The sequence below is a fragment of the Nocardiopsis sp. NPDC006198 genome (assembly GCF_040613895.1).
Taxonomy (GTDB): Bacteria; Actinomycetota; Actinomycetes; order Streptosporangiales; family Streptosporangiaceae; genus Nocardiopsis; species Nocardiopsis tropica.
Genome location: NZ_JBEXSY010000040.1, coordinates 13,692 through 37,994 on the forward strand (window position 1 = coordinate 13,692; position 24,303 = coordinate 37,994).

The 24,303-nt window shown below is 72.7% G+C and carries 26 protein-coding genes; 5 read left to right on the forward strand and 21 right to left on the reverse strand.

Annotated features, from left to right (window positions below; translation table 11 throughout):
• Positions 1–24: 24 nt before the first annotated feature.
• From ABZ234_RS23250 to hisI, 11 genes are all read right to left on the reverse strand, one after another.
• Positions 25–546, reverse strand: a complete 522-nt coding sequence (locus ABZ234_RS23250; RefSeq protein WP_330159381.1) for a MauE/DoxX family redox-associated membrane protein — start codon at positions 544–546, stop codon at positions 25–27.
• Positions 547–979: 433 nt separating this feature from the next.
• Positions 980–1,792, reverse strand: coding sequence for a tryptophan synthase subunit alpha (trpA, locus tag ABZ234_RS23255; protein WP_355013438.1), 813 nt, complete (start codon positions 1,790–1,792; stop codon positions 980–982).
• On the reverse strand, positions 1,792–3,009 hold the full coding sequence (gene trpB / locus ABZ234_RS23260; RefSeq protein ID WP_355013439.1) for a tryptophan synthase subunit beta: 1,218 nt from the start codon (positions 3,007–3,009) through the stop codon (positions 1,792–1,794). Before trpB ends, trpA begins: the two co-directional genes overlap by 1 nt.
• A gap of 247 nt (positions 3,010–3,256) precedes the next feature.
• Positions 3,257–4,063, reverse strand: coding sequence for an indole-3-glycerol phosphate synthase TrpC (gene trpC, locus ABZ234_RS23265; protein ID WP_267945766.1), 807 nt, complete (start codon positions 4,061–4,063; stop codon positions 3,257–3,259).
• Positions 4,064–4,307: 244 nt separating this feature from the next.
• Positions 4,308–4,703 (reverse strand): CD225/dispanin family protein, encoded by a 396-nt coding sequence (locus ABZ234_RS23270; protein ID WP_355013440.1) that lies wholly within the window; start codon positions 4,701–4,703, stop codon positions 4,308–4,310.
• A 264-nt stretch (positions 4,704–4,967) separates the two neighbouring features.
• A complete protein-coding gene (locus ABZ234_RS23275; RefSeq protein WP_344181732.1) occupies positions 4,968–5,330 on the reverse strand; it encodes a CD225/dispanin family protein in 363 nt (120 codons plus the stop codon).
• A gap of 100 nt (positions 5,331–5,430) precedes the next feature.
• Positions 5,431–5,937: a DUF2752 domain-containing protein gene (locus tag ABZ234_RS23280; RefSeq protein WP_344181734.1), complete on the reverse strand. Its 507-nt coding sequence runs from the start codon at positions 5,935–5,937 to the stop codon at positions 5,431–5,433.
• 91 nt (positions 5,938–6,028) lie between these two features.
• A complete protein-coding gene (locus tag ABZ234_RS23285; protein ID WP_267945770.1) occupies positions 6,029–6,385 on the reverse strand; it encodes a CD225/dispanin family protein in 357 nt (118 codons plus the stop codon).
• A gap of 255 nt (positions 6,386–6,640) precedes the next feature.
• Complete coding sequence (locus ABZ234_RS23290) at positions 6,641–6,922, reverse strand: HGxxPAAW family protein (RefSeq protein WP_355013441.1); 282 nt, start codon at positions 6,920–6,922, stop codon at positions 6,641–6,643.
• On the reverse strand, positions 6,922–7,575 hold the full coding sequence (locus tag ABZ234_RS23295) for a Trp biosynthesis-associated membrane protein (RefSeq protein WP_355013459.1): 654 nt from the start codon (positions 7,573–7,575) through the stop codon (positions 6,922–6,924). Before ABZ234_RS23295 ends, ABZ234_RS23290 begins: the two co-directional genes overlap by 1 nt.
• A 47-nt stretch (positions 7,576–7,622) precedes the next feature.
• Complete coding sequence (gene hisI / locus ABZ234_RS23300) at positions 7,623–7,967, reverse strand: phosphoribosyl-AMP cyclohydrolase (RefSeq protein ID WP_267945773.1); 345 nt, start codon at positions 7,965–7,967, stop codon at positions 7,623–7,625.
• 201 nt (positions 7,968–8,168) lie between these two features.
• Between hisI and ABZ234_RS23305 the strand changes: the two genes are divergently transcribed.
• Positions 8,169–9,170, forward strand: coding sequence for a sugar isomerase (locus ABZ234_RS23305; protein WP_267945774.1), 1,002 nt, complete (start codon positions 8,169–8,171; stop codon positions 9,168–9,170).
• 15 nt (positions 9,171–9,185) lie between these two features.
• Here ABZ234_RS23305 and ABZ234_RS23310 read toward each other — a convergent pair whose 3' ends face one another.
• The 10 genes from ABZ234_RS23310 to hisD form a co-directional block, all read right to left on the reverse strand.
• On the reverse strand, positions 9,186–11,039 hold the full coding sequence (locus tag ABZ234_RS23310; protein ID WP_355013442.1) for an ABC transporter ATP-binding protein: 1,854 nt from the start codon (positions 11,037–11,039) through the stop codon (positions 9,186–9,188).
• Entirely contained in the window at positions 11,036–13,060 is a 2,025-nt protein-coding gene (locus ABZ234_RS23315) for an ABC transporter ATP-binding protein (RefSeq protein ID WP_355013443.1), read from the reverse strand. Before ABZ234_RS23315 ends, ABZ234_RS23310 begins: the two co-directional genes overlap by 4 nt.
• A 364-nt stretch (positions 13,061–13,424) precedes the next feature.
• Positions 13,425–14,027, reverse strand: a complete 603-nt coding sequence (locus tag ABZ234_RS23320) for a peptidoglycan-binding protein (RefSeq protein ID WP_267945777.1) — start codon at positions 14,025–14,027, stop codon at positions 13,425–13,427.
• Positions 14,028–14,205: 178 nt separating this feature from the next.
• The gene (gene hisF, locus ABZ234_RS23325) at positions 14,206–14,979 is read right to left on the reverse strand and encodes an imidazole glycerol phosphate synthase subunit HisF (protein ID WP_267945778.1); all 774 of its coding nucleotides are present in this window, start codon (positions 14,977–14,979) and stop codon (positions 14,206–14,208) included.
• Entirely contained in the window at positions 14,976–15,743 is a 768-nt protein-coding gene (gene priA, locus ABZ234_RS23330; protein WP_344181745.1) for a bifunctional 1-(5-phosphoribosyl)-5-((5-phosphoribosylamino)methylideneamino)imidazole-4-carboxamide isomerase/phosphoribosylanthranilate isomerase PriA, read from the reverse strand. The genes hisF and priA overlap by 4 nt, the downstream gene beginning before the upstream one ends.
• Positions 15,744–15,776: 33 nt before the next feature.
• On the reverse strand, positions 15,777–16,430 hold the full coding sequence (gene hisH, locus ABZ234_RS23335; RefSeq protein ID WP_352982961.1) for an imidazole glycerol phosphate synthase subunit HisH: 654 nt from the start codon (positions 16,428–16,430) through the stop codon (positions 15,777–15,779).
• A 16-nt stretch (positions 16,431–16,446) separates the two neighbouring features.
• Entirely contained in the window at positions 16,447–16,608 is a 162-nt protein-coding gene (locus ABZ234_RS23340) for a hypothetical protein (protein WP_355013444.1), read from the reverse strand.
• Positions 16,609–17,202 carry an imidazoleglycerol-phosphate dehydratase HisB gene (hisB, locus tag ABZ234_RS23345; RefSeq protein ID WP_267945782.1) on the reverse strand — a complete coding sequence of 198 codons (594 nt, stop codon included), beginning with the start codon at positions 17,200–17,202 and terminating at the stop codon, positions 16,609–16,611.
• Positions 17,203–17,273: 71 nt separating this feature from the next.
• Positions 17,274–18,371, reverse strand: a complete 1,098-nt coding sequence (locus ABZ234_RS23350) for a histidinol-phosphate transaminase (protein WP_267945783.1) — start codon at positions 18,369–18,371, stop codon at positions 17,274–17,276.
• A gap of 95 nt (positions 18,372–18,466) precedes the next feature.
• Positions 18,467–19,768, reverse strand: a complete 1,302-nt coding sequence (gene hisD / locus ABZ234_RS23355; protein WP_267945784.1) for a histidinol dehydrogenase — start codon at positions 19,766–19,768, stop codon at positions 18,467–18,469.
• Between the two features lie 248 nt (positions 19,769–20,016).
• Here hisD and ABZ234_RS23360 point away from each other — a divergent pair, with 248 nt between their 5' ends.
• The 4 genes from ABZ234_RS23360 to ABZ234_RS23375 all read left to right on the forward strand — a co-directional run bounded on the left by ABZ234_RS23360 (position 20,017) and on the right by ABZ234_RS23375 (position 24,297).
• On the forward strand, positions 20,017–20,577 hold the full coding sequence (locus ABZ234_RS23360; RefSeq protein WP_267945785.1) for a ferritin: 561 nt from the start codon (positions 20,017–20,019) through the stop codon (positions 20,575–20,577).
• 239 nt (positions 20,578–20,816) lie between these two features.
• Positions 20,817–21,593 (forward strand): LON peptidase substrate-binding domain-containing protein, encoded by a 777-nt coding sequence (locus tag ABZ234_RS23365; protein ID WP_352982958.1) that lies wholly within the window; start codon positions 20,817–20,819, stop codon positions 21,591–21,593.
• Between the two features lie 204 nt (positions 21,594–21,797).
• Positions 21,798–22,283, forward strand: a complete 486-nt coding sequence (gene ybaK / locus ABZ234_RS23370) for a Cys-tRNA(Pro) deacylase (protein WP_355013445.1) — start codon at positions 21,798–21,800, stop codon at positions 22,281–22,283.
• A gap of 154 nt (positions 22,284–22,437) precedes the next feature.
• Entirely contained in the window at positions 22,438–24,297 is a 1,860-nt protein-coding gene (locus tag ABZ234_RS23375; RefSeq protein WP_355013446.1) for a long-chain fatty acid--CoA ligase, read from the forward strand.
• Positions 24,298–24,303 lie beyond the last annotated feature (6 nt).

Here is a 24,303-nt window from a genome sequence, read left to right on the forward strand (position 1 = left end):
GGTCGACCGTCGTGGGTTCCGGGGTCACCGGAAGAGCCCGATGGCGCGGTCGAGGGCGAAGGGTGATCGCGGCCAGACCGCGATGAAGGCGCCCATGGCGGCGAAGGCGATGTCGCGGGCGATGGAGAGCCCGTAGGTGGTCTCCCCGGGGGCGACCTGTCCGCCGCCGCCGAAGCAGCCGCAGTCGATGTTCAGGCCCCTGGCCATGGCGGAGACGATCCCGGCGATGAAGACGACCATGAGGAGGGCGCCGACGGCTCCGACGTAGCGGGTGGCGAGTCCGACGAGGAGGAGGGCCGCCAGGGCGAGCTCGAACAGGGGGAGGGTGTAGCCGATGAGCCGGGCGACCTCGACGGGGAAGAGGTCGTAGGCCTCGACCGCCTGGACGGAGAGCGCGGGCGGGAACTTGGAGACGGCGGCGAAGACGAGGACGGCCGCGAGTCCGAGCCGGCAGGCGAGGGTGAGCCAGGGTTGGACGGCCTCCCAGCGGGAGCGCGGGACCGCGGGGGCGGTGGAGGCGTCGGGGGATTCGTCGGTTGTGTCCATCGCTTGGGCCTTCGGGGAGTAGGGGACGCTTTGTCGCGTTCGGTGTCTGATCCGTCGCTCTACGTATCGCGTCACATCCTACTGACTGTGGTGAGTCCGTGACGCTGCGGCCGGAACCCCGGACGCAGCGGCAGGCGCCCCAGGAATCCGCGACACCGCCATCACATCACCGGGACGGCCCCGGTGGGGGCGTTTCAGGGGTTCCGGCAGGGGCCTCTCACCCGATTCTCACCCTCTTAACCCTGCTTTTGACCAGGCGGGAAGAGCGTCGGGCCGCCCCCGAGGGGACGGCCCGACGCCGGTGCCACAGGTCTCCCCGGCCGGTGACCTATGCCGCGACCGCCGTGGCCGGAGGTCCCGTGCGAACACGGCCCCGGTCCCGCGGGCGGGCCGCGCGTCCCGGGCGGAGGGGGCCCGCGGAGCACACCGGGCCCTACCTGTCGCGGACGCCCCCCGCGAGCTCCTCGGCGAAGGAGCGGACGGCGGTGAGACCGGTCTCCAGGTCCGGGGCGTCCAGGATCCGCTGGCAGAACCCCGCGCCGACGATGACGCCGTCGGCGTAGGCGGCCACCTCGGCCGCCTGGGCGGCCGTGGAGATCCCCAGGCCCACGCAGACCGGCAGGCCGGAGTCGCGGGTCACCTCGCGGGTGCGCCGCACCAGCGTCGCGGCGGTGTCGGCGACCTGCGTGCGGGTGCCGGTCACGCCCATCAGCGAGGCCGCGTACACGAACCCGCTGCACGCCGCGGTGGTCATGGCGAGGCGGCGGTCGGTGGAGGAGGGCGCGACCAGGAAGATCCGGTCCAGGCCGGACGCCTCGGAGGCGGCCGTCCACGCCCCCGCCTCCTCGGGGATGAGGTCGGGGGTGATCACCCCGGCCCCGCCCGCCTTGGCGAGGTTCGCGGCGAAGCGCTCCACCCCGTAGCGCTCGATCGGGTTCCAGTACGACATGACCACGGCGGCGGCGCCCGTGGCGGCGGTGGCCTCCACGACGCGGAACACGTCCTCGGTGGTGGTTCCGGCCGCCAGGGCCCGGTCCGCGGCCCTCTGGATGGTGGGGCCGTCCATCATCGGGTCGGAGTAGGGCAGGCCGACCTCGATGACGTCGCAGCCCCCCTCCACCATGGCCTGGATCACCCGGACGGAGGAGTCCGGGTCCGGGAACCCCGCGGGGAGGTAGCCGATCAGGGCCGCCCGGCCCGCCTCGCGGGCCTCGGCCAGCTTGGTCTGCAGCGTCGTCGCGGTCATCACGCCTGTCCCTCCGTGTCGACGAGTCCGAAGTACGCGGCCGCGGTGTCGACGTCCTTGTCCCCGCGCCCGGAGAGGTTCACCAGGATGACGGCGTCCGGGCCGAGGCGCTCGCCGAGCTTGCGGGCACCGGCCAGGGCGTGGGCGCTCTCGATCGCCGGGATGATGCCCTCGGTGCGGCACAGCAGGCGGAACGCCTCCATGGCCTCCGCGTCGGTGATCGGCTCGTAGCTCGCCCGGCCGGTGTCGGCGAGGTAGGCGTGCTCGGGGCCGACCGCCGGGTAGTCGAGCCCCGCCGAGATGGAGTGGCTGGGCAGGGTCTGGCCGAACTCGTCCTGGAGCACGAACGTGCGCGCCCCGTGGAAGACCCCGGGGCTGCCCGCGGTGATCGATGCGGCGGTGCGGGGGGTGTCCGCACCGTCCCCCCCGGCCTCGAAGCCGTACAGGGCGACGCTCTCGTCGGGGATGAACGCGGCGAAGACCGCCATGGCGTTGGAGCCGCCGCCCACGCAGGCGGCGACCGCGTCGGGGAGCCTGCCGACCCTCTCCAGGACCTGGGCGCGGGCCTCCTCCCCGACGACGAAGTGCAGGTCGCGCACCAGCTTGGGGAAGGGGTGGGGCCCGGCGACGGTGCCGAAGAGGTAGTGGGTGCGGTCCACGTTGGCGACCCAGTCGCGGAACGCCTCGTTGATGGCGTCCTTGAGGGTGCGGCTGCCGATGGTGACGGGGACGACCTCGGCGCCGAGCATGCGCATGCGGGCGACGTTGAGCGCCTGGCGCCGGGTGTCCTCCTCCCCCATGTAGATGACGCATTCCAGGCCCAGGAGGGCGCAGGCGGTGGCGGTGGCCACGCCGTGCTGTCCGGCTCCGGTCTCGGCGATGACGCGGGTCTTGCCCATGCGCCGGGTGAGCAGGGCCTGGCCGAGCACGTTGTTGATCTTGTGCGAGCCGGTGTGGTTGAGGTCCTCGCGCTTGAGGAGGACGCGGGCGCCGCCGCAGTGCTCGGAGAAGTTGCGGGCCTCGCTGAGGGCGCTGGGGCGGCCGGTGTAGTCCTTCAGCAGCGCGGCCAGTTCGGCCTGGTAGGCGGGGTCGTTCTTGGCCTTCTCCCACTCCGCCTCGACCTCGTCGAGGGCGGCGATGAGCGCCTCGGGGGCGAAGCGGCCCCCGAAGCGGCCGTAGTGCCCGCCGTGGTCGGGCAGTGATCCAGCATGGCTCATTGGGACGTTCTCCTGGGAAGGGGCCGACGGCGGCTCTTCCCCCGGGCGTACGGCCGCGGGGGTCCGCGCGTCGACCGGCTGCGCGCCGCCTGGTTCCGGCGGCGCGTTCGGACCGGTGGGTCGACGCGGCGTCGGGAACCCGCGGCTCATGCCTGCGGGTTCCCTAGAGCCATCGCCATCGGAGGCCGGGGTGTGCCGTCACCGCGACCGTCCCTGGCGTCGTCTGTCCCATCGTGCTGTTCGTCCCCTAGTTCCGGTCACGCAGGGCGGGGTGTGCTCCCGCGGTCACCAGGTCAGCCACGGCCTCGCGCGGGTTCCGACCGCGGACGAGGCTCTCGCCGACGAGGACCGCTCCGGCGCCGGCGCCGGCGTAGGCCAGCAGGTCGTGCGGGCCGCGGACTCCGGACTCGGCGATCTTGACGACGTCGGAGGGGATGCCGGGGGCGATCCGGGAGAAGGTGTCCCGGTCGACCTCCAGGGTCTTGAGGTTGCGCGCGTTGACGCCGATGACGGTGGCGCCGGCGTCGACGGCCCGGGTCACCTCGTCCTCGTCGTGGACCTCGACCAGGGGCATGAGCCCCAGGGAGCGGGCGCGCTCGACCAGGGAGACCAGTGCCTCCTGGGGCAGCGCCGCGACGATGAGGAGGACGGCGGAGGCGCCGAAGACGCGGGCCTCCCACAGCTGGTAGGAGCTGACCACGAAGTCCTTGCGCAGGAGCGGGGTGTCGACGGCCTGGTGGACCGCCCGGAGGTCGTCGAGGCTGCCCTTGAAGCGGCGCTCCTCGGTGAGGACGCTGATGAGCGCGGCGCCCCCGGCCTCGTAGTCGCGGGCCAGTGCGGCGGGGTCGGTGATGGTCGCGAGCGGTCCCTTGGAGGGGCTCGCCCGCTTGACCTCGGCGATCACGTGGACGCCGGGACGGCGCAGGGCGGCTTCGGCGTCCTGCGGGGTGGGCGCCGACTCGGCCTGGGCCTTGAGGCGGTCCAGGGGCAGCGCCTCCTGCCGCTTCGCCAGGTCGGCGCGTACTCCGTCGAGGATCTCGTCGAGCACGCTCACCAGTTACCGCTCCCTCGTGCAGTGGTCTGTCACGGTGGTGGCTCCGGCGGGCGGGCCGCCCGCGCGGCGTGCCCGGACGCACCGCCGGCGCACCGTGTTGCTGGTCATCGTATCGACCTTCGGGGGCCGGGGGGCCGCCACCCCCCACCTGGTCCCCCGGGTTCTCCGGGGGACCAGGTGGGAGGGGTGGTTGTGTCCGCTTGTGTCAGGAGGTGTCCCGGCGGCGCGTGCCGCCGCGCCGGAATCAGATCTCCGAGAGGAAGAGGCCGACCATCATCACGATCATGAAGAGGATGTAGAGGGCCGCCGGGACGAAGAGCACCACGCCGATGATGCCCATGACCTTGGCGATCTTGGACGAGGTCTCGGCGCCCCGGTAGTCGCCGGAGGTCCACTGGCTGTTGACCATGACGGCGAAGATCAGGCCGATGATGCCGATCACCGGAAAGCAGCTGATGATGCCCAGGATGTTCATGGCCAGGTGGTTCTTGGGCGGGTCGCCGGGAGGCGGGCCGCCGTGGCCCGGTACGCCTCCGTAGCCGGAGGGAGGACCGTATCCGCCGGGTGTGCCGTAGCCCCCTGGAGGGCCGTATCCCCCGGGGGGACCGTGGCCGCCGGGGGGCAGGGCGTCGTAGCTCATGTCGGGTTCCGCTCTCGTGGGGGATGTCGGCGGGCCGGCTCGTCCCCGGCTCCGCCTGTCGGGCACGGCCCTCACCGGCGTTCCGCCCGTCCGGGCCCGTGGCGCCGATGGGCGGCCGGGACGGCCGGTCTTCTTCCTTGCCGGGGCGCCGCGCGTTCGTCGGCGCCCCTGCCCCGGAGACCGGGGACAGGGGCGCCGTGTCCCGAGCACCGCTCGTCGTGCCGCTCGCGGCGGCACGCGCTGCCGTGGGCCGGGATGCCTGCCTCAGTACGTGGCCGCGGCGCCGAAGGCGACGATGAACATCAGGAGGACGAAGAGCAGGTAGAGGACGACGCAGATGAATCCGACCAGGCCGATGATCCCCATGATCTTGGCGACCTGCGCGGAGGACTGGGCTCCCGCGTAGTCACCCGACTCCCACTTGCTGTTGACCTGGAGCGCGAAGATCAGGCCGATGATGCCGACCACGGTGCACCCGAAGATGCCCAGGATGTTGAACATCAGGTAGTTCTTGGGCGGTCCGCCCGCGGGCGGGCCTCCGTACCCCGGCGCGCCTCCGTAGCCCGCGGGCGGGCCGTAGCCACCGCTGGGCGGGCCGTAGCCGCCGGTGGGAGGTCCGTAGCTCATAGGGGTCCAACCTTCCAGGACGTGTGTGTGGTGCGTTGACTCGTACAGGGGGTCGTGGCGCTCATCCGCTCAGACGGCGGAAGTGCCCTTCTGGTTCTGGCTACCAGCCGGGGAACAGCGGTGTTCCCGGGGCGAGGAAGGAGAACCAGGGCAGGTTGCGCAGGATCCAGTGGGCGGTGATGACGATCAGGAGCAGCCACAGGAACCAGCCCGGGGTGAGCTTGGGCGGCTTCGTGGGCGGTCGGACCGTCCTGACCAGCCACAGCGTGTAGGTCACCGCGATGTAGGGGAGCAGGAGCACCAGCAGGGGGTTCATGCTGATGGCGCCGAGGAAGTCGCCGTGCGTGGCCAGGGCGATCGCGCGCATGCTGCCGCAGCCGGGGCAGAACGTGCCGGTGAGCAGCAGCCACGGGCACGTGGGGTAGTTGCCGGGCTCGTTGGGGTCCACGAAGTGCAGGAGCGTGGCCCCGGTCAGGCCGAGGACACCCAGGCCGACGGGCCACACGACCGGGGGCAGGGCCCTGAGCCGGTGTTCGACGCGCTGGGTCCACGAGGGCGCGGCAGGCGTCTCGGGCCCGGCGGTCTCGGGTGGTTCGCTTGGGTGCACGGGACCAGCCTACGGGTTCGGGGAGGACAGGGTTCTGCCCCCGTGGCCACAGGGCGCACGGGGGCAGACACGTGCTCGGTGCGGGTGCCGACTAGTAGTACGTGGGCGTTGACGCAACGAGGAGCACGGTGCTCACGATGTAGAAGCCGATGCTCAGCACGTAGGCGATGCTGCCGAGGATGAAGGCGAGCTTCGTGAACTTCTTCGCCTGGGCCTGGGCCTGCATCGCGCCGGCCTGGTCGCCGCGGTTCCACAGGTCGTTGACCTTGGTCGCGTTGATGATCGCCGGGATGGCGAGGGGCCAGCAGCAGAAGACGGCGACGATCGCCCAGGTGAGGCCGTTGTCGGGCGGGGTGCCGCCGGGGGCGCCGTAACCGCCTCCGGGAGGCCCGTAGCCGCCGCCGGGGGGCGGGCCGGGGTTGCCGGGGGGAGGGGGACCGTAGCTCATGGTCGTACAACTTTCAGAAAGAGGACAAGGGATTTCGCACGGTGTGGAGAACACACCGGCCCGACATGGGGCAGGATCGGGTCACCGGAACGCGTACGTCACGGGCAGAAACGAATGATGCCAGACAGAGGGGACATCAGCCGACAGGCGACGACACGTTTGGCAGGTCCGGTGTGGTGAATCTACCTGCCCCATGGGACCTTCGTCCATTTTCCGTTACTCACTCGTTGTGAGCTGCGGTTTCGCGGAGGGGAGTCAGTTATTGCCCGCCGTGGCCGAGACCTTCTGGGCGGCTTCCCACGCCTCACGGGTCTGCGGGTAGGGGCGCGGCTCCTTGCGGCCGAGGCCGACCTTCTTCATGACGCCGGCGATGACGGCCAGGACGATGCTGAGGCCGAGACCGATGAGGGTCCACGTCACCAGGTCGCCGCCGAGGATGATGGCGACGGCCGCCACGGTCCATGCCACGATCCAGGAGATGGTGAGGAACCAGGCGGAAACGGTGTTGCCGTGGTCGTCGTGGTGTTCGTCGGCCATCAGTGGTTCTCCTTCGGTTCGGCTGGCCGTGCTGCCAGCGGTGCGGGTTCGGCGGCGTCCCCGGGACCGGCGGGGTCCTCGGACCGGCCGCCGTCGGGGGCGTCGAGTGTGGGATCGTCACCGGCATCCAGCGATTTCCACAGGTCGGCAGGTGTCTCGGCCCGGGTCGCGCGCGGTGCGGCGTCCCGATCGTACCGGGTGCCCATGCCCGGCCAGGCAGGGGCTCGTACCGCGGACAGGAGCCCGGCGAGGACCAGGAGGACGGCGCCTCCCGCGGCCATGGCGGGGCCGAGCGCGGCCAGGTGGGGCGCCGCCGCCACCTGGGCAGTGCCCGCGGCGTCGGTGGCGTTCTTCGCCACGGCCTCCATGAGGGCGTCGGGCCGTGTTGCTCCCCACACGGAGGTCAGGGCGAGGACGCCTCCCGCGGCGACGAGGGCGCCGACGAGCCGCCGGGCCCATCCGCGTGTGGCGTACAGGCCCGCGATGCCGGCCAGGCCGGCCCACCCGATGCCGCTGGGCGCGCCGGTCAGGTCGGCCCCGGTGAGTGCGACGGGGACCGGCGGGACCGGTCCGGGCGCCGTGAGCTGGCCGGTCGCCCACTGCTGTCCGGCGGCGGCGAGGAGGAGTCCGGCGCCGGCGGCCAGGCCGAGCATGGTGGCGCCGTACTCGCGCCGGACGCGGGGGGAGGTCGTGGGGGAGCTCACAGCAGTTCCCCGGCGTCGAAGCACGTGCGGTCGCCCGTGTGGCAGGCGGCGCCCTCCTGGTCGACGCGGACCAGGAGCGTGTCGCCGTCGCAGTCCAGTGCGACCGACACCACACGCTGGGTGTGGCCCGACGTGGCTCCCTTGACCCAGTACTCGTTGCGGCTGCGCGACCAGTAGGTGGCGGCGCGGGTCGTGAGGGTGCGGTGCAGCGCCTCGTCGTCCATCCAGGCGAGCATGAGCACCTCCCCGGTGTCGTGCTGCTGGACGACGGCGGGGACGAGGCCGTCCGCGGTCCGCTTGAGTCGGGCGGCGATGGCCGGGTCGAGGCTGGTGACGCTCATGTCCTCCAGGTTATGGCCGGCCGTCCAGCGGTCCGCACCGGGTCGTGCCCAGCGGGACCGAGCTCGGGGCGTCCCCTTGGGGGCGTTCGTCCGGGGCGGTTAGAGTTCGTGCGTCCTCCCGGTTCGGGTGCCGCGGGCCGCCCCCGGCGCCCGCCGCGCTCCCCCGCCCCTTCCGTCCGCCGTCTCCACCCTGGGAGTTCCGTGACCGCCGAGACCCTGTCCGCCGACCTGGCGGGCAAGCCCGCAGCGCTGACCTCGCTCGCCACCCGCTTCCCCCGGTGGGACCCCTACGCCGCGCTGCCCGCGCTCCTGGCCGACGAGCCCGCCGCCGTGCGGTTCGTGGGCCTGGGTTCGGCCCGTTACGCCTGCGAGGTGGCGGCGGCCCGGCTGCGGCGCGCGGGCATCGCGGCGAGCGCGGACCGCTCCTCGTCCGCGGAGCAGCCGCCCGCCGGCCCGGAGACGCTGGTGGTGGCGGTGTCCCTGGGCGGCGGCCAGAGGGAGCTGTACACGGTGCTGGACCGGTACGTCGCGCGGTCACCGGTGATCGTGCTGGCCCCGTCCGCGGACCTGGTGGTGGGGCACTACGCGGACCTGCTGGTGCCGCTGCACGCGGGCGAGGAGGAGAGCGGCCTGGCCTGCCGGGCCTACCAGCACGCGCTGGCGCTGCTCCTGCTGCTGGGCCACCGCCTGGGCGCCCCTGTGTCCGGGAGCAGCCAGAACTTCCCGGGGCTGCTGCGCCGGGCGGCCAACGCCGCGAAGTCGCTGCTGGCGAGTGCCCCGGAGTGGGTGCCCGAGGCGGCGCGGATCCTGGAGTCGCCGCACGGCGTGCACCTGGTGGCGCCGGACGAGCGGATGGCGTCGGCCTCGCAGGGCGTCCAGGCCCTGCGCAAGGGTCCGGTGCGGGCGGCGTACGCGTGCGAGACCGGCGAGTGGTCGCACACGGACCGCTACCTGGCGGCCGTGACGGACTACCGGGCGCTGCTGTTCGCGGGGTCGGCCTACGACGAGCGGTTCGCCGAGCACCTGGGGCACCTGCGCGGCACGTTCGTGGCCGTGGGCCCCACCCCCGGGCACGAGCGCGTGCCGGGGGCGGAGCTGACCGTCCGCTACCCGGGCGACTCCGACCCGGATGTGAGCCTGCTGGTGGAGCCGCTGGTGGCGGAGCTGCTGGCCGCCCACTGGTGGAGGGCGTCCCGCCGCTGACGGACGGTGGCGGGGTCAGGCCGAGGAGCTGACCCAGGAGGCGTACAGGTCGGCGTACACGCCGGGCCGCGCGACGAGTTCGGCGTGCGACCCGCTCTGGACGATGCGGCCGTCGTCGAAGACCAGTACCCGGTCGGCCGCCTCGGCGGTGGACAGGCGGTGTGCGATGGCCACGGAGGTGCGTCCCCGGGTGAGCCGGTCCAGGGCCCGCTGGATGCGGACCTCGGTGTGGGGGTCCACGGCCGACGTGGCCTCGTCGAGGACGAGCAGGTCGGGGTCGGCGACGTAGGCGCGCACGAGGGCGACGAGCTGCCGCTCCCCCGCCGACAGGGACTCTCCGCGCTGTCCGACCGGTGTGTCCAGGCCGTGCGCGAGGGAGTCGAGCCACTCGGAGAGACCGAGTTCGGTGACGGCTGCCTCCAGCTCGGCGTCGGTGCTCTCGGGGCGGGCGAAGCGGATGTTGTCGCCCAGGGAGCTGTCGAAGAGGAAGCCCTCCTGCGGGACCATGACGACGCGGCTGCGCAGGGAGGAGAAGGCCACCTCGCGCAGGTCGGCGCCGTCGAGGCGCACGGTGCCCCTGGCGGGGTCCATGAGCCTGGTGAGGAGTTTGACGAAGGTGGTCTTGCCCGAGCCCGTCTCCCCCACGACCGCGACCCGGGTGCCCGGGGTGATCTCGACGGCGACGTCGTCCAGGACGACGGGGCCGTCGGGGTAGGAGTAGGTGACGTCGTCGAAGGTGACCCGGACCGGGCCGCGGGGCAGGACCTTGCCGGCCTCCCCGGGGTCGGCGATGTCGGGTGCGGTGTCCAGGACGCCCAGGACCCTGCGCCATCCGGCGATGGCGTTCTGGGCCTCGTTGAAGATCTCGGTCGCCATCATCATGGGCTGGATGAACAGGGTCAGCAGGAACAGGAAGGCGATGAGCTGTCCGGCGGTCAGGTCGCCGCCCAGGCCGAGCCAGACGCCGACGAGGACCACGGCCGCGTTGCCGACCGCGGAGACGATCTCGGCGAAGGGTGAGACCGCCATGGCCAGCCGCTGGGCGCGGACCTGGGAGCGCCGGGTCCTGGTCACGGTGGAGTCGATCCGCTCCGCGGTGCGCTTCTCGGTGCCGTGGGCGCGGATGACGGCCGCGCCCATGACGGTCTCGCCGATGACGCCGAGCATGTCGCCGGTGTTCTCGCGGACCTTCATGTACGCCGAGGACAGGTGCTTCTGGAGCCAGCGGACGCCGAACAGCAGCGGCAGCACGCAGACCCACACCACGATGGTGAGCTGCCAGGAGTAGACCGCCATGAGGGCGGTGGCGACGAGGAGCTGGCCGGCGCTGACGAGCAGGAGCAGGCCGCCCCACTGCATGAAGGTGCTGATCTGGTCGACGTCGCTGGTGACGCGGGAGACCAGGGCGCCCTTGCGCTCGCTGTTCTGGGTGAGCACGGACAGGTCGTGGACGTGCCGGAACGCCTTGCGGCGCAGGGTGGCCAGGCCGGACTCGGTGGCCCGGTACAGGCGCAGGTTCATCAGGTAGGACGCGACCATGGTGACCACGAGGAGTCCGGCGCAGACGGCCACCATGCGGGCGACGAAGGCGAGGTCGGGGCCCTCCGGGCCGGAGAGCCCGTTGTCGATGATCTGCTGGACGGCGACGGGGACGACGATCTTGCCGCCGGTGGCGACGACGGCGAACACCAGGGTGAGCCAGAGGCCCTTGGCGAACTCCGGGGAGAGCCGCAGGCCGCGCCGGACCGTGCCCATGGCGGTGTCGGTGGAGCGGTGCAGGGAGAGGAGCGGGTCGGCGGCGTCGCCGGCCTCACGCCCGGGGTCCGGTTCGGGCCGCTGGTCGGCGCGGGTCTGGGCGGGGGCGCTCATCGGCTCGTCTCCTCGGTGGCGTGGTCGCCGTGCGCGGTGGCGGGCGGGGCGGGTTCGAGTGGTCCGGGTTCCTCGGGGAGGGGTTCGCGTTCGGCCTCGCCCTCGGCGGAGGCCCGTTCGTACGCGGTGACCAGCCTGGTGTAGCCGGGTGAGGCGGTGAGGAGTTCGTCGTGGGTGCCGCGGGCCAGGACGCGGCCCCGTTCCATGTAGACGACCTCGTCGGCGAGTTCGATGGTGGCGCGCCGGTAGGCGACGACGACCACGGTGGCGGCGTCGTCGCGTGCGCGCAGCCCGGCGAGGATCTGGGCCTCGACCTGCGGGTCGACGGCGGAGGTGGCGTCGTCCATGATCAGCAGCCGGGGCCGCCGGACGACGGCGCGGGCCAGGGCGAGGCGCTGGCGCTGGCCGCCGGACAGGGTGGTGCCCTTCTCCCCGAGCGGGGCGTCGAGGCCGCCGTCGAGTTCGCCGATGAAGCCGTCGGCGCGGGCCAGGCGCAGGGCGGCCCACACCTGCTCGTCGTCGATGTCGGCGCCGAGGGTGATGTTGTCGCGGACCGTGTCCTCGAACACGAAGGTGCCCTGGGGCACGAGGGCGGCGTGCCCGGAGACCTGGCCGCGGGCGAGGTCGCGGACGTCGACGCCGTCGAGGCGAATGTGGCCCGTGTCGGGGTCGACGAGGCGCATGAGCAGGGTGGTGAGCGTGGACTTGCCCGAGCCGGTGGGGCCGACGAGGGCGACGGTGCGGCCGGGGGCGATGTCCAGGTCCACACCGTTGAGGACGGTGGTGCGGGCGGTGGATTCCCCGTCGTCCATCAGGTCGCGGCCGCCGCCGTCGGCGTCGTAGGAGTCGGCGTAGGAGAAGGTGACGCCGCGGGCGCTCAGGGCGATGCCGCGGGGGCTGTCCTCCAGGGTCCGGTCGCCGTGCTCCATGGTGCCGCCGGATCCGAGGACGGACTGGACGCGGTCCCAGCCGACGACGCTGCGGGGCAGGTCGCCGAGGATCCACCCGAAGGAGCGGATCGGCAGGGCCAGGAGGGTGAAGAGGAAGGCGATCTGGACGAGGTCGCCGGGGTCGATGGCTCCGGTGGAGAGCCGCCACATGCCGAGGAGCAGGACGGCGAGCACGCCGAAGTTGGGCAGCGCCTCCATGACCGGGTCGAACATGGAGCGCATGCGGCCGACCTGGATGAGGGCGTCGCGGAGGCTGTGCGCGGACCGGGTGAAGCGCTCGGTCTCGGTGTCCTCCCTGCCGAGGGTCTTGACGACGAGGGCGCCGTCGAAGGACTCGTGGGCGACGCCGCTGACCTCGGCGCGCAGGGCCTGGGCCCGGGAGGCCATGGGTGAGACGCGGCGCTGGAAGACGACGTTGGCGGCGGCCAGGACGGGGAAGACGACGAAGGCGACCAGGGCGAGCACGGGGTCGGTGACGAGCATGGCCACCGCGGCGATGACGAGCATGAACACGCTGCCGACGGCCATGGGCAGCGGGGCGAGCGGCTGCCAGGCGGCCTCGACGTCGGCGTTGGCGTTGGAGAGCAGCTGGCCGGTGGGGTGGCGGTGGTGCCAGGAGAGCGGGAGTTCGAGGTACTTGCGGGCGACGGCGCGGCGGTAGCGGGCCTGCATGCGGAACTGCATGAGGGCGGCGAGCATGCGGCGCATGGCGATGCCGACGGCCTTGCCCAGGCCGACCGCGAGGAGCAGTCCGGCGGCGGTGGCGAGCGCGGCCGCGGTGGTGCTGCCCCGGGCGAAGGCGGGGAGGATGGTGGTGTCGGTGAGGTGGCCGAGGACGGAGGCCGAGCCGACGGTGACGCCGGCGTGCAGCATGGCTCCGGCGACGGCGGCGAGGAAGATCCACGGTTCGGTGCGCGCGGCGACCCACAGGACGCGCATGCCCCGGCCGAAGATCCCGGCGCCGGCGGTGTCCGCGGCGCGGTCGCCGGTCCCGGCGCCGCCGACGGGCTCCTCCGGTGGTGCGGAGCCCTCCCCGGTCCCCGGATCCCTCGTGCTGGTGCCCTGCGCCATACGCCCCCCGTTCGTCTGCCTGCCGGTCCCGCCGGCACGGCCCGGCCCCTCACGCGCCGACGCCCTCCGGGCATGCCGAAGGGGACGTGGGTGCGTGTGTCGAGCCAACCTATCCAGCGGAACCGACAAGGTTCCACCGGATTGTTTCAGCGCGGTTCGCGCCGGGGCTATTCCGGCCGGGAGGGTCCGGCGGTCGCGGGAGCGCCCGGGGGGCGGGGGACGGCGCCCGGGCCCCGGGGCGGACGGAGGGGGCCGCGTGCGGTGGCCGGCGCACGCCGGGTGGGGTGGTCGACGGGGCGCCCGGTCCACCGGGGTGGTCCGGGCGCCGTGGCGGTCGGAGCGGCCGTCCTCCGACCGCCGGGTACTACTGGGCCGCGACCTGGTAGGTGACCAGCGCGCGGAAGGTCAGGCGGCCGGTGATGCCGTCGACCCCGATGCCGAACTCGCGCTGCGCGGCGCGGACCGCCCGCTCGGTGGCGGGGCCGTACTGGCCGTCCACGGCGAGCCCGGAGGCGATCCCCTTCTCCTTGAGGAGGACCTGGATCGCCTCGACGACGAGTCCGCGGGTGCCCGGGCCGTACTCGCCGAAGGTGCGCTCGCGCAGCAGCAGCCAGGTCTCCTCGTCGAGCGCCCCGGTCTCGACGAGGTCGTTCGGGTTGTCCCGCTGGTAGCGCTTGACCGTGTTCTCGAGGCTGAGGTTGAAGAACCGCGAGGTGGTGCTGTCCGAGCGGTAGCCGTGGTGGGCGAGCAGCTTGCGTGCGGCCGCGATGTCGACCGACCGGTCGCCCCTCACGTAGTACGGCCACGCCTCGGCCTCGATCTGGGCGACGACCTGCTCGGAGGTGCGGTTGAGGTTGTCGGCGGAGGCCGCGGGAGCGGTGGCGACGACGGCGGTGGCGGCGACCGCGGAGGCGGCGATCAGGGAGACGAAACGCCTACCAAAACCACCAAAGAAGTGCGGAAACATGCGAAAAAAGGTCCTTCCCCCGTGGGTAATGGGCACTACGGGGATCATGCTCACACGAAGCATCGGCGTGTCGAGGCAACGCCACACGGAAACGACTACGTGTCGTCATACGGACGCGCAAGGTCCCCGGGACGTACTCGTCCCGGGGACCTCGTGCACCTCCACCTGCCGGAATCCCTCAGCGCACCGCGTGGCCCGCCTCGCGCAGGCTCCGCTTGACGTCGGCGACGGTGAACTCGCCGAAGTGGAAGACCGTCGCGGCCAGCACCGCGTCCGCGCCCGCCTCCACCGCCGGGACGAAGTGCTCGACCGCCCCCGCGCCGCCGGAGGCGATCAGGGGCACGTCCACCCGGGCCCGCGCCCCGCGGATCAGCTCCAGGTCGAAGCCGGCCCTGGTGCCGTCGGCGTCCATCGAGTTGAGCAGGATCTCCCCCGCGCCCAGCCCGGCGGCGCGCTCGCACCACTCCAGGGCGTCGATCCCGGTCCCGCGGCGGCCGCCGTGGGTGGTGACCTCGAACCCGCTGGGGGTCGGCCGGTCGCCCTCGCGCACCCGGCGCACGTCGGCGGAGAGCACCAGGACCTGGCGGCCGAAGCGCTCGGCGATCTCCTCGATGAGCTCGGGCCGGGCGATGGCGGCCGTGTTGACGCCCACCTTGTCCGCGCCCGCCCGCAGCAGGAGGTCGACGTCGTCGGCGGTGCGCACCCCGCCGCCCACGGTCAGCGGGATGAACACCTGGTCGGCGGTGCGGCGGACCACGTCGTAGGTGGTCTCCCGGTCGCCGCTGGAGGCGGTGACGTCGAGGAAGGTGAGCTCGTCCGCGCCGGCCGCGTCGTAGCCGTGGGCGAGCTCCACCGGGTCGCCCGCGTCGCGCAGGTTCTCGAAGTTGACGCCCTTGACCACCCGCCCGGCGTCCACGTCCAGACAGGGGATGACGCGCACGGCCAGGCTCACCGGACCACGTCCTCGGCGTCGCGCACCGCAGCCAGGGCGTCCTCCAGGGTGAACGCGCCCTCGTACAGCGCGGTGCCCATGATGGCGCCCTCCACCCCCAGCGGGACCAGGGTGGCGATGGCCCTCAGGTCGTCCAGGCTGGACACGCCGCCGCTGGCGACCACCGGCTTGTCGGTGCGCTCGCACACGGTGCGCAGCAGGTCCAGGTTGGGGCCCTTGAGGGTGCCGTCCTTGTTGACGTCGGTGACGACGTACCGGGCGCAGCCCTCCGACTCCAGCCGGTCCAGGGTCGCGAACAGGTCGCCGCCGTCCCGGGTCCAGCCGCGCGCGGCCAGGGTCGTGCCGCGCACGTCCAGGCCGATCGCGATCCGGTCGCCGTGCTCGGCGATGATCCTGGCGCACCACTCCGGGTTCTCCAGGGCCGCGGTGCCGATGTTGACCCGGCGGCACCCGGTGGACAGCGCGGCGGCCAGCGACTCGTCGTCGCGGATGCCGCCGGACATCTCCACCTTGACGTCCAGGCGTCCCACGATGTCGCGCAGCAGGTCGCGGTTGTGTCCGCGCCCGAACGCGGCGTCCAGGTCCACCAGGTGGATCCACTCGGCCCCGGCGTTCTGCCAGGCCGTGGCGGCCTCGAAGGGGTCGCCGTACTGGCCCCCCGAACCGGCCTTGCCCTGGACGAGCTGGACGGCCTGCCCGCCCGCCACGTCCACGGCGGGAAGCAGTTCGAGTGCGGGGGACGACGGGGTGTGCTCGCCGGTCATGAAACCTTCTCGTGCTCGGTGGGAAAACGTCGGTCAGAGGGTGGCGACCCAGTTGGCGAGCAGGCGGGCGCCCGCGTCGCCGGACTTCTCCGGGTGGAACTGGGTGGCGCACAGCGGCCCGTTCTCGACGGCGGCCACGAACGGCTCGCCGTGCTCGGCCCAAGTGACCCCGGGCTCGCGGATGCGCTCGTTGTGCGTGGAGAACTCCCACTCGCGCACCGCGTAGGAGTGCACGAAGTAGAAGCGCTCCTGCGGGCCGATCCCGGCGAAGAGCCGCGTGTCCGCGGGGGGCCGGACGGTGTTCCAGCCCATGTGCGGCACGATCGGCGCGCGCAGGCGGTCCACGGTCCCGGGCCACTCGCCGCAGCCCTCGGTCACCTGGTCCCCGGCCCTCGGATCGGCCCGCTCCACGCCCCGGTCGAAGAGGACCTGCATCCCCACGCAGATGCCCAGGACGGGGCGGCCCCCGGCCACGCGCCGACCGATGATCCGGTCGCCGCCGGCCGCTCTGAGGCTGGACATGCAGGCGCTGAACGCGCCGACGCCCGGGACGACGAGGCCGTCCGCCTCCAGTGCGGCGTGCGGGTCGGAGGTGACGGTGACGTCGGCGCCGGTGCGCTCCATGGCGCGCTGCGCCGAGCGCAGGTTGCCGGAGCCGTAGTCGAAGACGACCACTCGTGACGGCATGGGAACTGCCCTTCCTCTACAGGTAGCCCAGTCGGAGAGCGCCGGAGGCGACGGCGAGCACGGTGCAGCCGGCCAGGACCACGGCGATGAGCCTGTTGACCTTCCACATCGCGTAGGCGCCCCCAGCCAGGAAACCGCCCAGCACGACGAGGGCGATCCCCCACAGGTCGGTGTCCATCTACAGGGCGCCCTTGGTGGAGGGGATGCCGCTGACGCGCGGGTCCTTCTCCGTGGCGGAGCGCAGGGCGCGCGCCAGTGCCTTGAACTGGCACTCCACGATGTGGTGGGCGTTGCGCCCGTAGGGGACGCGCACGTGCAGGGCGACCCGCGCCTGGGCGACGAAGGACTCCAGGATGTGGCGGGTCATGGTGGTGTCGTAGTCGCGGCCGATGATCGGCGCCATGCCCTCGGGTTCGCTGTGGACCAGGTAGGGGCGGCCGGAGACGTCGACGGTCACCTCGGCCAGTGCCTCGTCGAGGGGCACCTTGGCGTCGGCGAAGCGGCGGATGCCGGCCTTGTCGCCGAGCGCCTCCCGGAAGGCCGCGCCCAGGGCCAGGGCGGTGTCCTCCATGGTGTGGTGCGAGTCGATGTGCAGGTCGCCCTCGGTGCGCACGGTCAGGTCGAACAGGCCGTGCTTGGCGAGCTGGTCGAGCATGTGGTCGAAGAAACCGACGCCGGTGGAGACGTCGGCGACGCCGGTGCCGTCCAGGTCGATCTCGACCAGGACCTTGGTTTCCTTGGTTGCGCGTTCGACGCGCCCGATACGGCTCATGGTGACTCTCCCGGTGGTTCTGGCGGGTGCGGTGGGGCGGGGCCGGCGGCCGGCGGGTCCCGGAGGCGCGGTCAGCGGCCGGTCGCGCGGAGGAGCGCTGCCCGGAAGGCGGCCATCTCCTCCGGGGTGCCGACGGTGACGCGCAGCCAGCCCGGCGGACCGACCTCGCGGATGAGGACCTGCTGGTCGAGCATCGCCTGCCACACCTCGGTGCGGTCCTCGAACTCACCGAACAGGACGAAGTTCGCGTCGGAGTCGGCCACGGCGAAGCCGTGCTCGCGCAGCCAGGCGACGGCGGCGTCGCGTTCGGCGCGCAGGTCGTCGACGGCGCCGAGGAGTTCGTCGGAGTGGTCGAGCGCGGTGAGCGCGACCGTCTGGGTGACGGCGGACAGGTGGTAGGGCAGGCGGACCAGCTGGAGGGCGTCGACCACGGCCGGGTGCGCGGCCAGGTAGCCGACGCGGGCACCGGCCAGGGCGAACGCCTTGGACATCGTGCGCGAGACGATCAGCCTGGGGTGGTCGGCCAGCAGGGTGAGCGCGCTGGGCGTGCCCGTGCGGCGGAACTCGGCGTAGGCCTCGTCCACGACCACGACCCCGGGGGCCGCTTCGGCGACGCGCGCGATGTCGGCGATGTCCAGGGCGGTGCCGGTGGGGTTGTTGGGCGAGGTGAGGAAGACCACGCTGGGTCGGTGCTCGGCGATCGCGGCCAGGGCCGTGTCGGTGTCGATCCGGAAGTCGGCGTCGCGCGGCACGGACACCCATCCCGTCCCCGTGCCCCGGGAGATGATCGGGTGCATCGAGTAGGACGGCTCGAAGCCCATGGCGGTCCGGCCCGGCCCTCCGAAGGCCTGGAGGATCTGCTGGAGGACCTCGTTGGACCCGTTGGCCGCCCACACGTGCGCGCCGGTCAGACCGTGGCCGAGGTAGGAGGCCAGGCCCTCGCGCAGGCGGACCGCGTCCCGGTCGGGGTAGCGGTTGAGGCCCAGCGCGGTGGCGGCGACGGCGTCGGCCAGGGCCCTGGCGAGGCGGGGCGAGGGCGCGTGCGGGTTCTCGTTGGTGTTGAGGACCACCGGCACGTCCAGTTGGGGCGCCCCGTAGGGCGAGCGCCCCCGCAGGTCGTCGCGGAGTGGCAGGTCGTTCAGTGTGAAGCTCACGGGTTCCACGCTCATGGTCGGTTGTGGGCGGGCGGGTGTGCGGGGCTCCCGCGGCCTGTGCGGCCGCGAGGTCCCCCTGTCCCCTCCTGCCGGGCGGTCGGCCGCAGGGCTCAGGCCGTCACCGGGTTCGTGCGCGCGGCGACGGCCTCGCCGTGCGCGGGCAGGTCCTCGGCGTCGGCCAGGGTGATGACGTGGTGGGCGACGTCGGCCAGCGCGTCGCGGTCGTAGTCCACGATGTGCACCCCGCGCAGGAAGGTCTGCACGCTCAGGCCGCCGGAGTGGCAGGCGCAGCCACCGGTGGGCAGCACGTGGTTGGACCCGGCCGCGTAGTCGCCGAGGGAGACCGGGGAGAAGTCGCCGACGAAGACCGCCCCCGCGTTGCGCACGCGTGCGGCCCGCGCGGGGGCGTCCACGGTCATGATCTCCAGGTGCTCGGCGGCGTAGGCGTCCACGACCGCGAGCCCGTGTTCGAGGTCGTCCACCAGGACGATGCCGGACTGCGGACCGGACAGGGCCTCGCGGACCCGGCCGCTGTGCTTGGTGGCGGCGACGCGCCGCTCCAGGTGCCCGGTGACGGCGTCGGCGAGCGCCTCGTCCGGGGTGACCAGGACCGAGGCCGCGACGACGTCGTGCTCGGCCTGGCTGACGAGGTCGGCCGCGACGTAGTCGGCGTTGGCGGTGGAGTCCGCCAGGATCGCGATCTCGGTGGGACCCGCCTCGGCGTCGATGCCGATGACACCCTTGAGCAGGCGCTTGGCCGCAGCCACCCAGATGTTGCCCGGACCGGTGACCATGTCGGCGCGCCGGCACCCCTCGGCGCCGTAGGCGAACATGGCGATGGCCTGGGCGCCGCCGACCGCGTAGACCTCGTCCACGCCCAGCAGGGCGCACGCGGCGAGGATGGTCGGGTGCGGCAGCCCGCCGAAGTCGCTCTGCGGCGGCGAGGTGACCGCCAGGGAGCGCACCCCCGCCTCCTGGGCGGGGACGACGTTCATGATGACGCTGGAGGGGTAGACGGCCCGGCCGCCCGGCACGTAGAGGCCGACGCGGTCGACCGGGATCCACTTCTCGGTGACGGTGCCGCCCGGGACGACCTGGGTGGTGTGGTCGGAGCGGCGCTGGTCCCGGTGGACCTTGCGGACGCGGCGGATCGACTCCTCCAGCGCGGCGCGCACGGCCGGGTCGAGACCGGTCAGGGCCCCCTCGATCGCCTCGGCGGGCACGCGGATGTCGGTGAGCCGGACGCCGTCGAAGCGCTCGGTGAGCTCGATCAGCGCCTCGGTCCCCCGATGGCGCACGTCCTCGCAGATGGGACGTACGCGGTCGGCGGCGGCCGCCACGTCCAGTTCCGCGCGCGGAAGGGCTTCGCGCGGGTCGCCTTGGGTGCCTCGGAGGTCGATTCGACTGATCACGGGCCCAGTCTAGGGGGCCTCGCGCATTCGGTGGGCTGCGGCGTCCGGATGATGGACACCACACCTTCGCGACCGGCGGGTACGCGATCGCGGCGACCTGGGCCGACAACCACCGCAAATACCGCGAATAAGTGTCGCCTAACTTTGGGACACCTAACCTAATTTGACTTCAGAAAGGCTTGCCTAACAATGAGCGACACGTTTTGGCGCGTTTCGTAAAACTCTTATCGATGAGTTATCGTAGAGCCATGACTTCGAACAAGAGCAGCGATATCGGCCTTTCCAAGTTCCACCGCCTCCTGGTCGACCAGGTACGGCACGAGTTCACGGCCTCGCACCAGTACGTCGCCATCGCCGCCTGGTTCGACGACCAGGACCTGCCCCAGCTGGCGCGGGTCTTCTACGAGCAGTCCCTGGAGGAGAGGGACCACGCGATGATGATCGTGCGGTTCCTTCTCGACAGCGACATCCAGTTCGCCCTCCCCTCCGTGGACGAGATCGAGACCGATTTCTCCACCCCCCGCGACCTGGTCGCCCTGGCCCTGCGCCAGGAGCGCGAGGTGACCGACCAGTTCCAGAGACTGGCCAAGGTCGCCCGCGACGAGGACGACTACACGGGCGAGCAGTTCCTCCAGTGGTTCATCCAGGAGCAGACCGAGGAGGTCGCCAAGATGTCGACGCTCCTCAACGTGGTGGACCGCGCCCAGGGCAACCTGTTCGACGTGGAGACCTTCGTGGCCCGCGACATGCCCAGCGAGGACAACGGGAGCCAGGGCGCTCCCGGCACCGCGGGCCCCGCGGTCTCCTGACCGGCGCGGCCCTCCGGCCACGCGGCCGCCCGGTGGGCGGCCGCTTCCCGTGCGGCCCGGGGCCCGGACGCCCGTTCCCGAGGGGGGAGCCGGGCGCCGGCCCCGGGCCGTACGCGCGCCCGGACGCGTTCCGGTGTTCGGCCGAGGCTGAGCCGGCATTCCCCCGGACCGTACGCGCGCCCGGACGCGCCGACCCGCGCGACGCCGTCGCCCCGCCGGGAGGGAGGCATACTGGGGGCATGCCCGTGGCACTGCCGATCTTCCCGTTGAACACCGTCCTGTTCCCCGGTATGACCGTTCCCCTGCACGTCTTCGAGCGGCGGTACCGGGCCCTGGTCTCGGAGCTGCTCGGCCCCGCCCTCGCCCAGAGCGAGGTGACCGGGCACGACCGGGGACCGCGCCGGTTCGGCGTGGTGTGGATCGAGCTGGGACACGAGGTGGCCGCCGAGTCGGGCCAGGGCGCGGGCGGGGCCGACACCGGGGTGCCGACGATCGGCGGTCCGGGGACCTCGCTCCCCAGGGTGGCCGCCACCGGCTGCACCGCCCTGCTGCGCAACGTGCGCACCTACGACGACGGGCGCTACGACCTGGTGGTCGAGGGGGGCGCCCGGTTCGCGGTCACCGACCTGGCCGAGGTGGACGCCTCCTCCCCCGAGGTGTACTCGACCGCCTCGGTGTCGTTCCTGCCCGAGCCCCTGGGTCCCGACGCCGACGAGCACGCCGAGCACGTGCGGGACCTGTTCGGGACCTACTCCCAGCGGTTGGCGTCGATCGGGATGTCGCCGGACGCCGCGCCGGAACTGCCCAAGGACCCCATCGCCCTGTCGTACTCCGTGGCCGCGTCGGTCGTGCTGGACCAGTCCGAGAAGCAGCGGATGCTGGAGGCGGAGGACGCCGCGACACGGCTGGCGGTGGCGGCCAGGTTCCTGCGCCGGGAGAACCGCATCGTGGCGGCCCCCACCCTCCCCAACCTGCCCGCGGGCCCCTTCCTCAGCAACGGCGTCTCCTTCAACTGACCCGGGTCGGGGGGCGATCCGCACCCCGCCACCGGAGGCCCGCCCCTCCCCGCAGGTCCCCTCGTGGGGCGCGCGGGTCCGGGTCTAGCCTGCTGTACGGACAGGTGCGGCCGGCGCGGCCCGCCCGGGACCGGCCCGGACGCTTCGCGCGGACCGTCGACGCACATCCGCGCGCTCGCGCGCAGACAGGAACCAGGAATTCCGATGAGCGGAAAAGCCACACCCGCGACCGTGGCCGCCGGGCGGACCAAGACCACCTACACCCTGCACCCCTACGAGGTGGACGGCGGCTCGGAGGGGAGCTCCTACGGCGCCGACGCCGCCGACGCGCTCGGGGTGCCCCGCGAGCACGTCTTCAAGACGCTGATCGCCGAGGTGGACGGGGTGTTCACTGTGGGGGTCGTCCCGGTGAGCACCTCGCTCGACCTCAAGGCGCTCGCCGCCGCGGTCGGCGGCAAGAAGGCCGCCATGGCCGACCCCGACAGGGCCGAGAAGATCACCGGCTACGTCAGGGGCGGGATCAGCCCGCTGGGCCAGCGCAAGCGGCTGCGGACGGTGATCGACTCCTCGGTGACGGACCTGGCCTCCGTCTACGTCTCGGCGGGGAGGCGCGGCCTGCAGATGGAGCTGCGCCCGAACGACCTGATCGCGCTCACCGAGGCGGTCACCGCCCCGATCTGCGCCGGCTGACACCGGTCCGGCCACGGGCGGCGGCCGGCGCGGGAGCGGGGCGCGGCGACGCATCGCAGCGGACTGCCACGTTCCCTCCCCGCCGGGGCCGACGTCCGGGAAGGCCCGCGGAGGGGCTGTTGCCGGGCTACCTACCCGGGGGTAGCTTTGTGAAATGGGCAACACATCCCCCTTCTCCTCCGTTCCCGGTATGTTCACCCACCGCGTCGCCGAGTCCGGTGACGCCGTGGCGTTCAGCCATCCCGTCCCCGACCCGAGCGGCGCTCCCGAGAAGTGGGAGACCCTCACCTGGTCCCAGACCCTCGACCGCGTGCGCGACCTCGCGCTGGGCCTGCACTCCCTGGGAGTGACCTCCCAGGCGCGGTGCGCCATCGCCTCCGGCACCCGGATGGAGTGGATCCTCGCCGACCTGGCCATCCTCTGCGCCGGCGGCGCCTCCACCACCGTCTACCCCTCCAGCACCCCGCCCGACTGCGCCTACATCGTCTCCGACTCCGGCAGCATGGTGGTCTTCGCCGAGGACGCCGCACAGGTCGCCAAGCTCGTCGACCAGCGGGCGCAGATCCCCGGCGTGTCCAAGGTGGTCGTCTTCGACGGCGACGGGGACGGCGACTGGGTCATCACCCTGGACGAGCTGTCCGCCCTGGGCGCGGAGCTCCGGGAGGAGAGACCCGGCCTGTTCGACGCACTCGTCGCGGCGGTCCGGCCCGACCACCTGGCCACCCTCATCTACACCTCCGGCAGCACCGGAAGGCCCAAGGGCGTGCGCCTGGACCACTCCAACTGGCTGTACGAGGCCCAGGCGGTCCAGGACCTGGACGAGGAGCTGCGCGGGCAGGGCTGGGAGATGCTCACCCCCGACGACGTCCAGTACCTGTGGCTGCCCCTCTCCCACGTCTTCGGCAAGCTCATGCAGGTCAGCCAGTTGCGGATCGGTTTCAGGACCGCCGTGGACGGCCGGGTGGACAAGATCGTGGACAACCTGGCGATCGTGCAGCCCACCTTCATGGCGGCCGCGCCGCGCATCTTCGAGAAGGTGTACAACCGGGTCGTCATGCAGGCCGCGGAGGGCGGCGCCGCCAAGTACCGGATCTTCCGGTGGGCCGCGGGGGTCGCGGACCGGGTCGCCCGCGAGAAGGAGGAGGGGCGGACGCCCACCGGCCTGTTGGCCGTCCAGCACCGGGTGGCGGACCGGCTCGTGTTCTCCCGGCTGCGGGCGCGCTTCGGGGAGCGCCTCAAGTTCTTCGTCTCCGGCAGCGCCCCGCTCTCCCCCGAGATCGGCCGGTTCTTCTACGGGGCCGGAATCCTCATCCTGGAGGGCTACGGCCTCACCGAGACCAGCGCGGGCACGTTCCTCAACCGGCCGGGTTCGGTCCGGTTCGGCACCGTGGGCCTGCCCATGCCCGGCACGGAGGTCAAGCTCGCCGAGGACGGCGAGATCCTCATCCGCGGCGGGTGCGTGATGCGCGGCTACCACAACCTGTCCGGCGCCACCGAGGAGGCGCTCGGCCCGGACGGATGGTTCGCCACCGGCGACATCGGCGTCCTGGAGGGCGGACACCTGCGGATCACCGACCGCAAGAAGGAGCTCATCAAGACGTCCGGCGGCAAGTACGTCGCGCCGCAGGGGATCGAGAGCCGCTTCAAGGCGCTGTGCCCCTACGTGAGCAACCTGGTCGTGCACGGCGACAGGCGCCCCTACTGCACCGCGCTGGTGGCCCTGGACCCCGAGGCCGTCGGCGTGTGGGCGGCCGAGAACGGACTGGGCGACCTCGACTACACGGCACTGACCGCGGAACCCCGGGTGCGGCAGATGGTCCAGGAGGCCGTCGACGAGCTGAACAGGGGTCTGCCCCGGCACGAGACGGTCAAGAGGTTCACCGTCCTCCCCCACGACCTGACCGTGGAGGAGGGCGAGATCACCCCCAGTCTCAAGATGAGGCGGAGGACGATCGAGGCCAAGTACCGGCACCTCCTCGACGCCATGTACGAGGACTCGGTCCGGCCCCTCTGAGGCGCA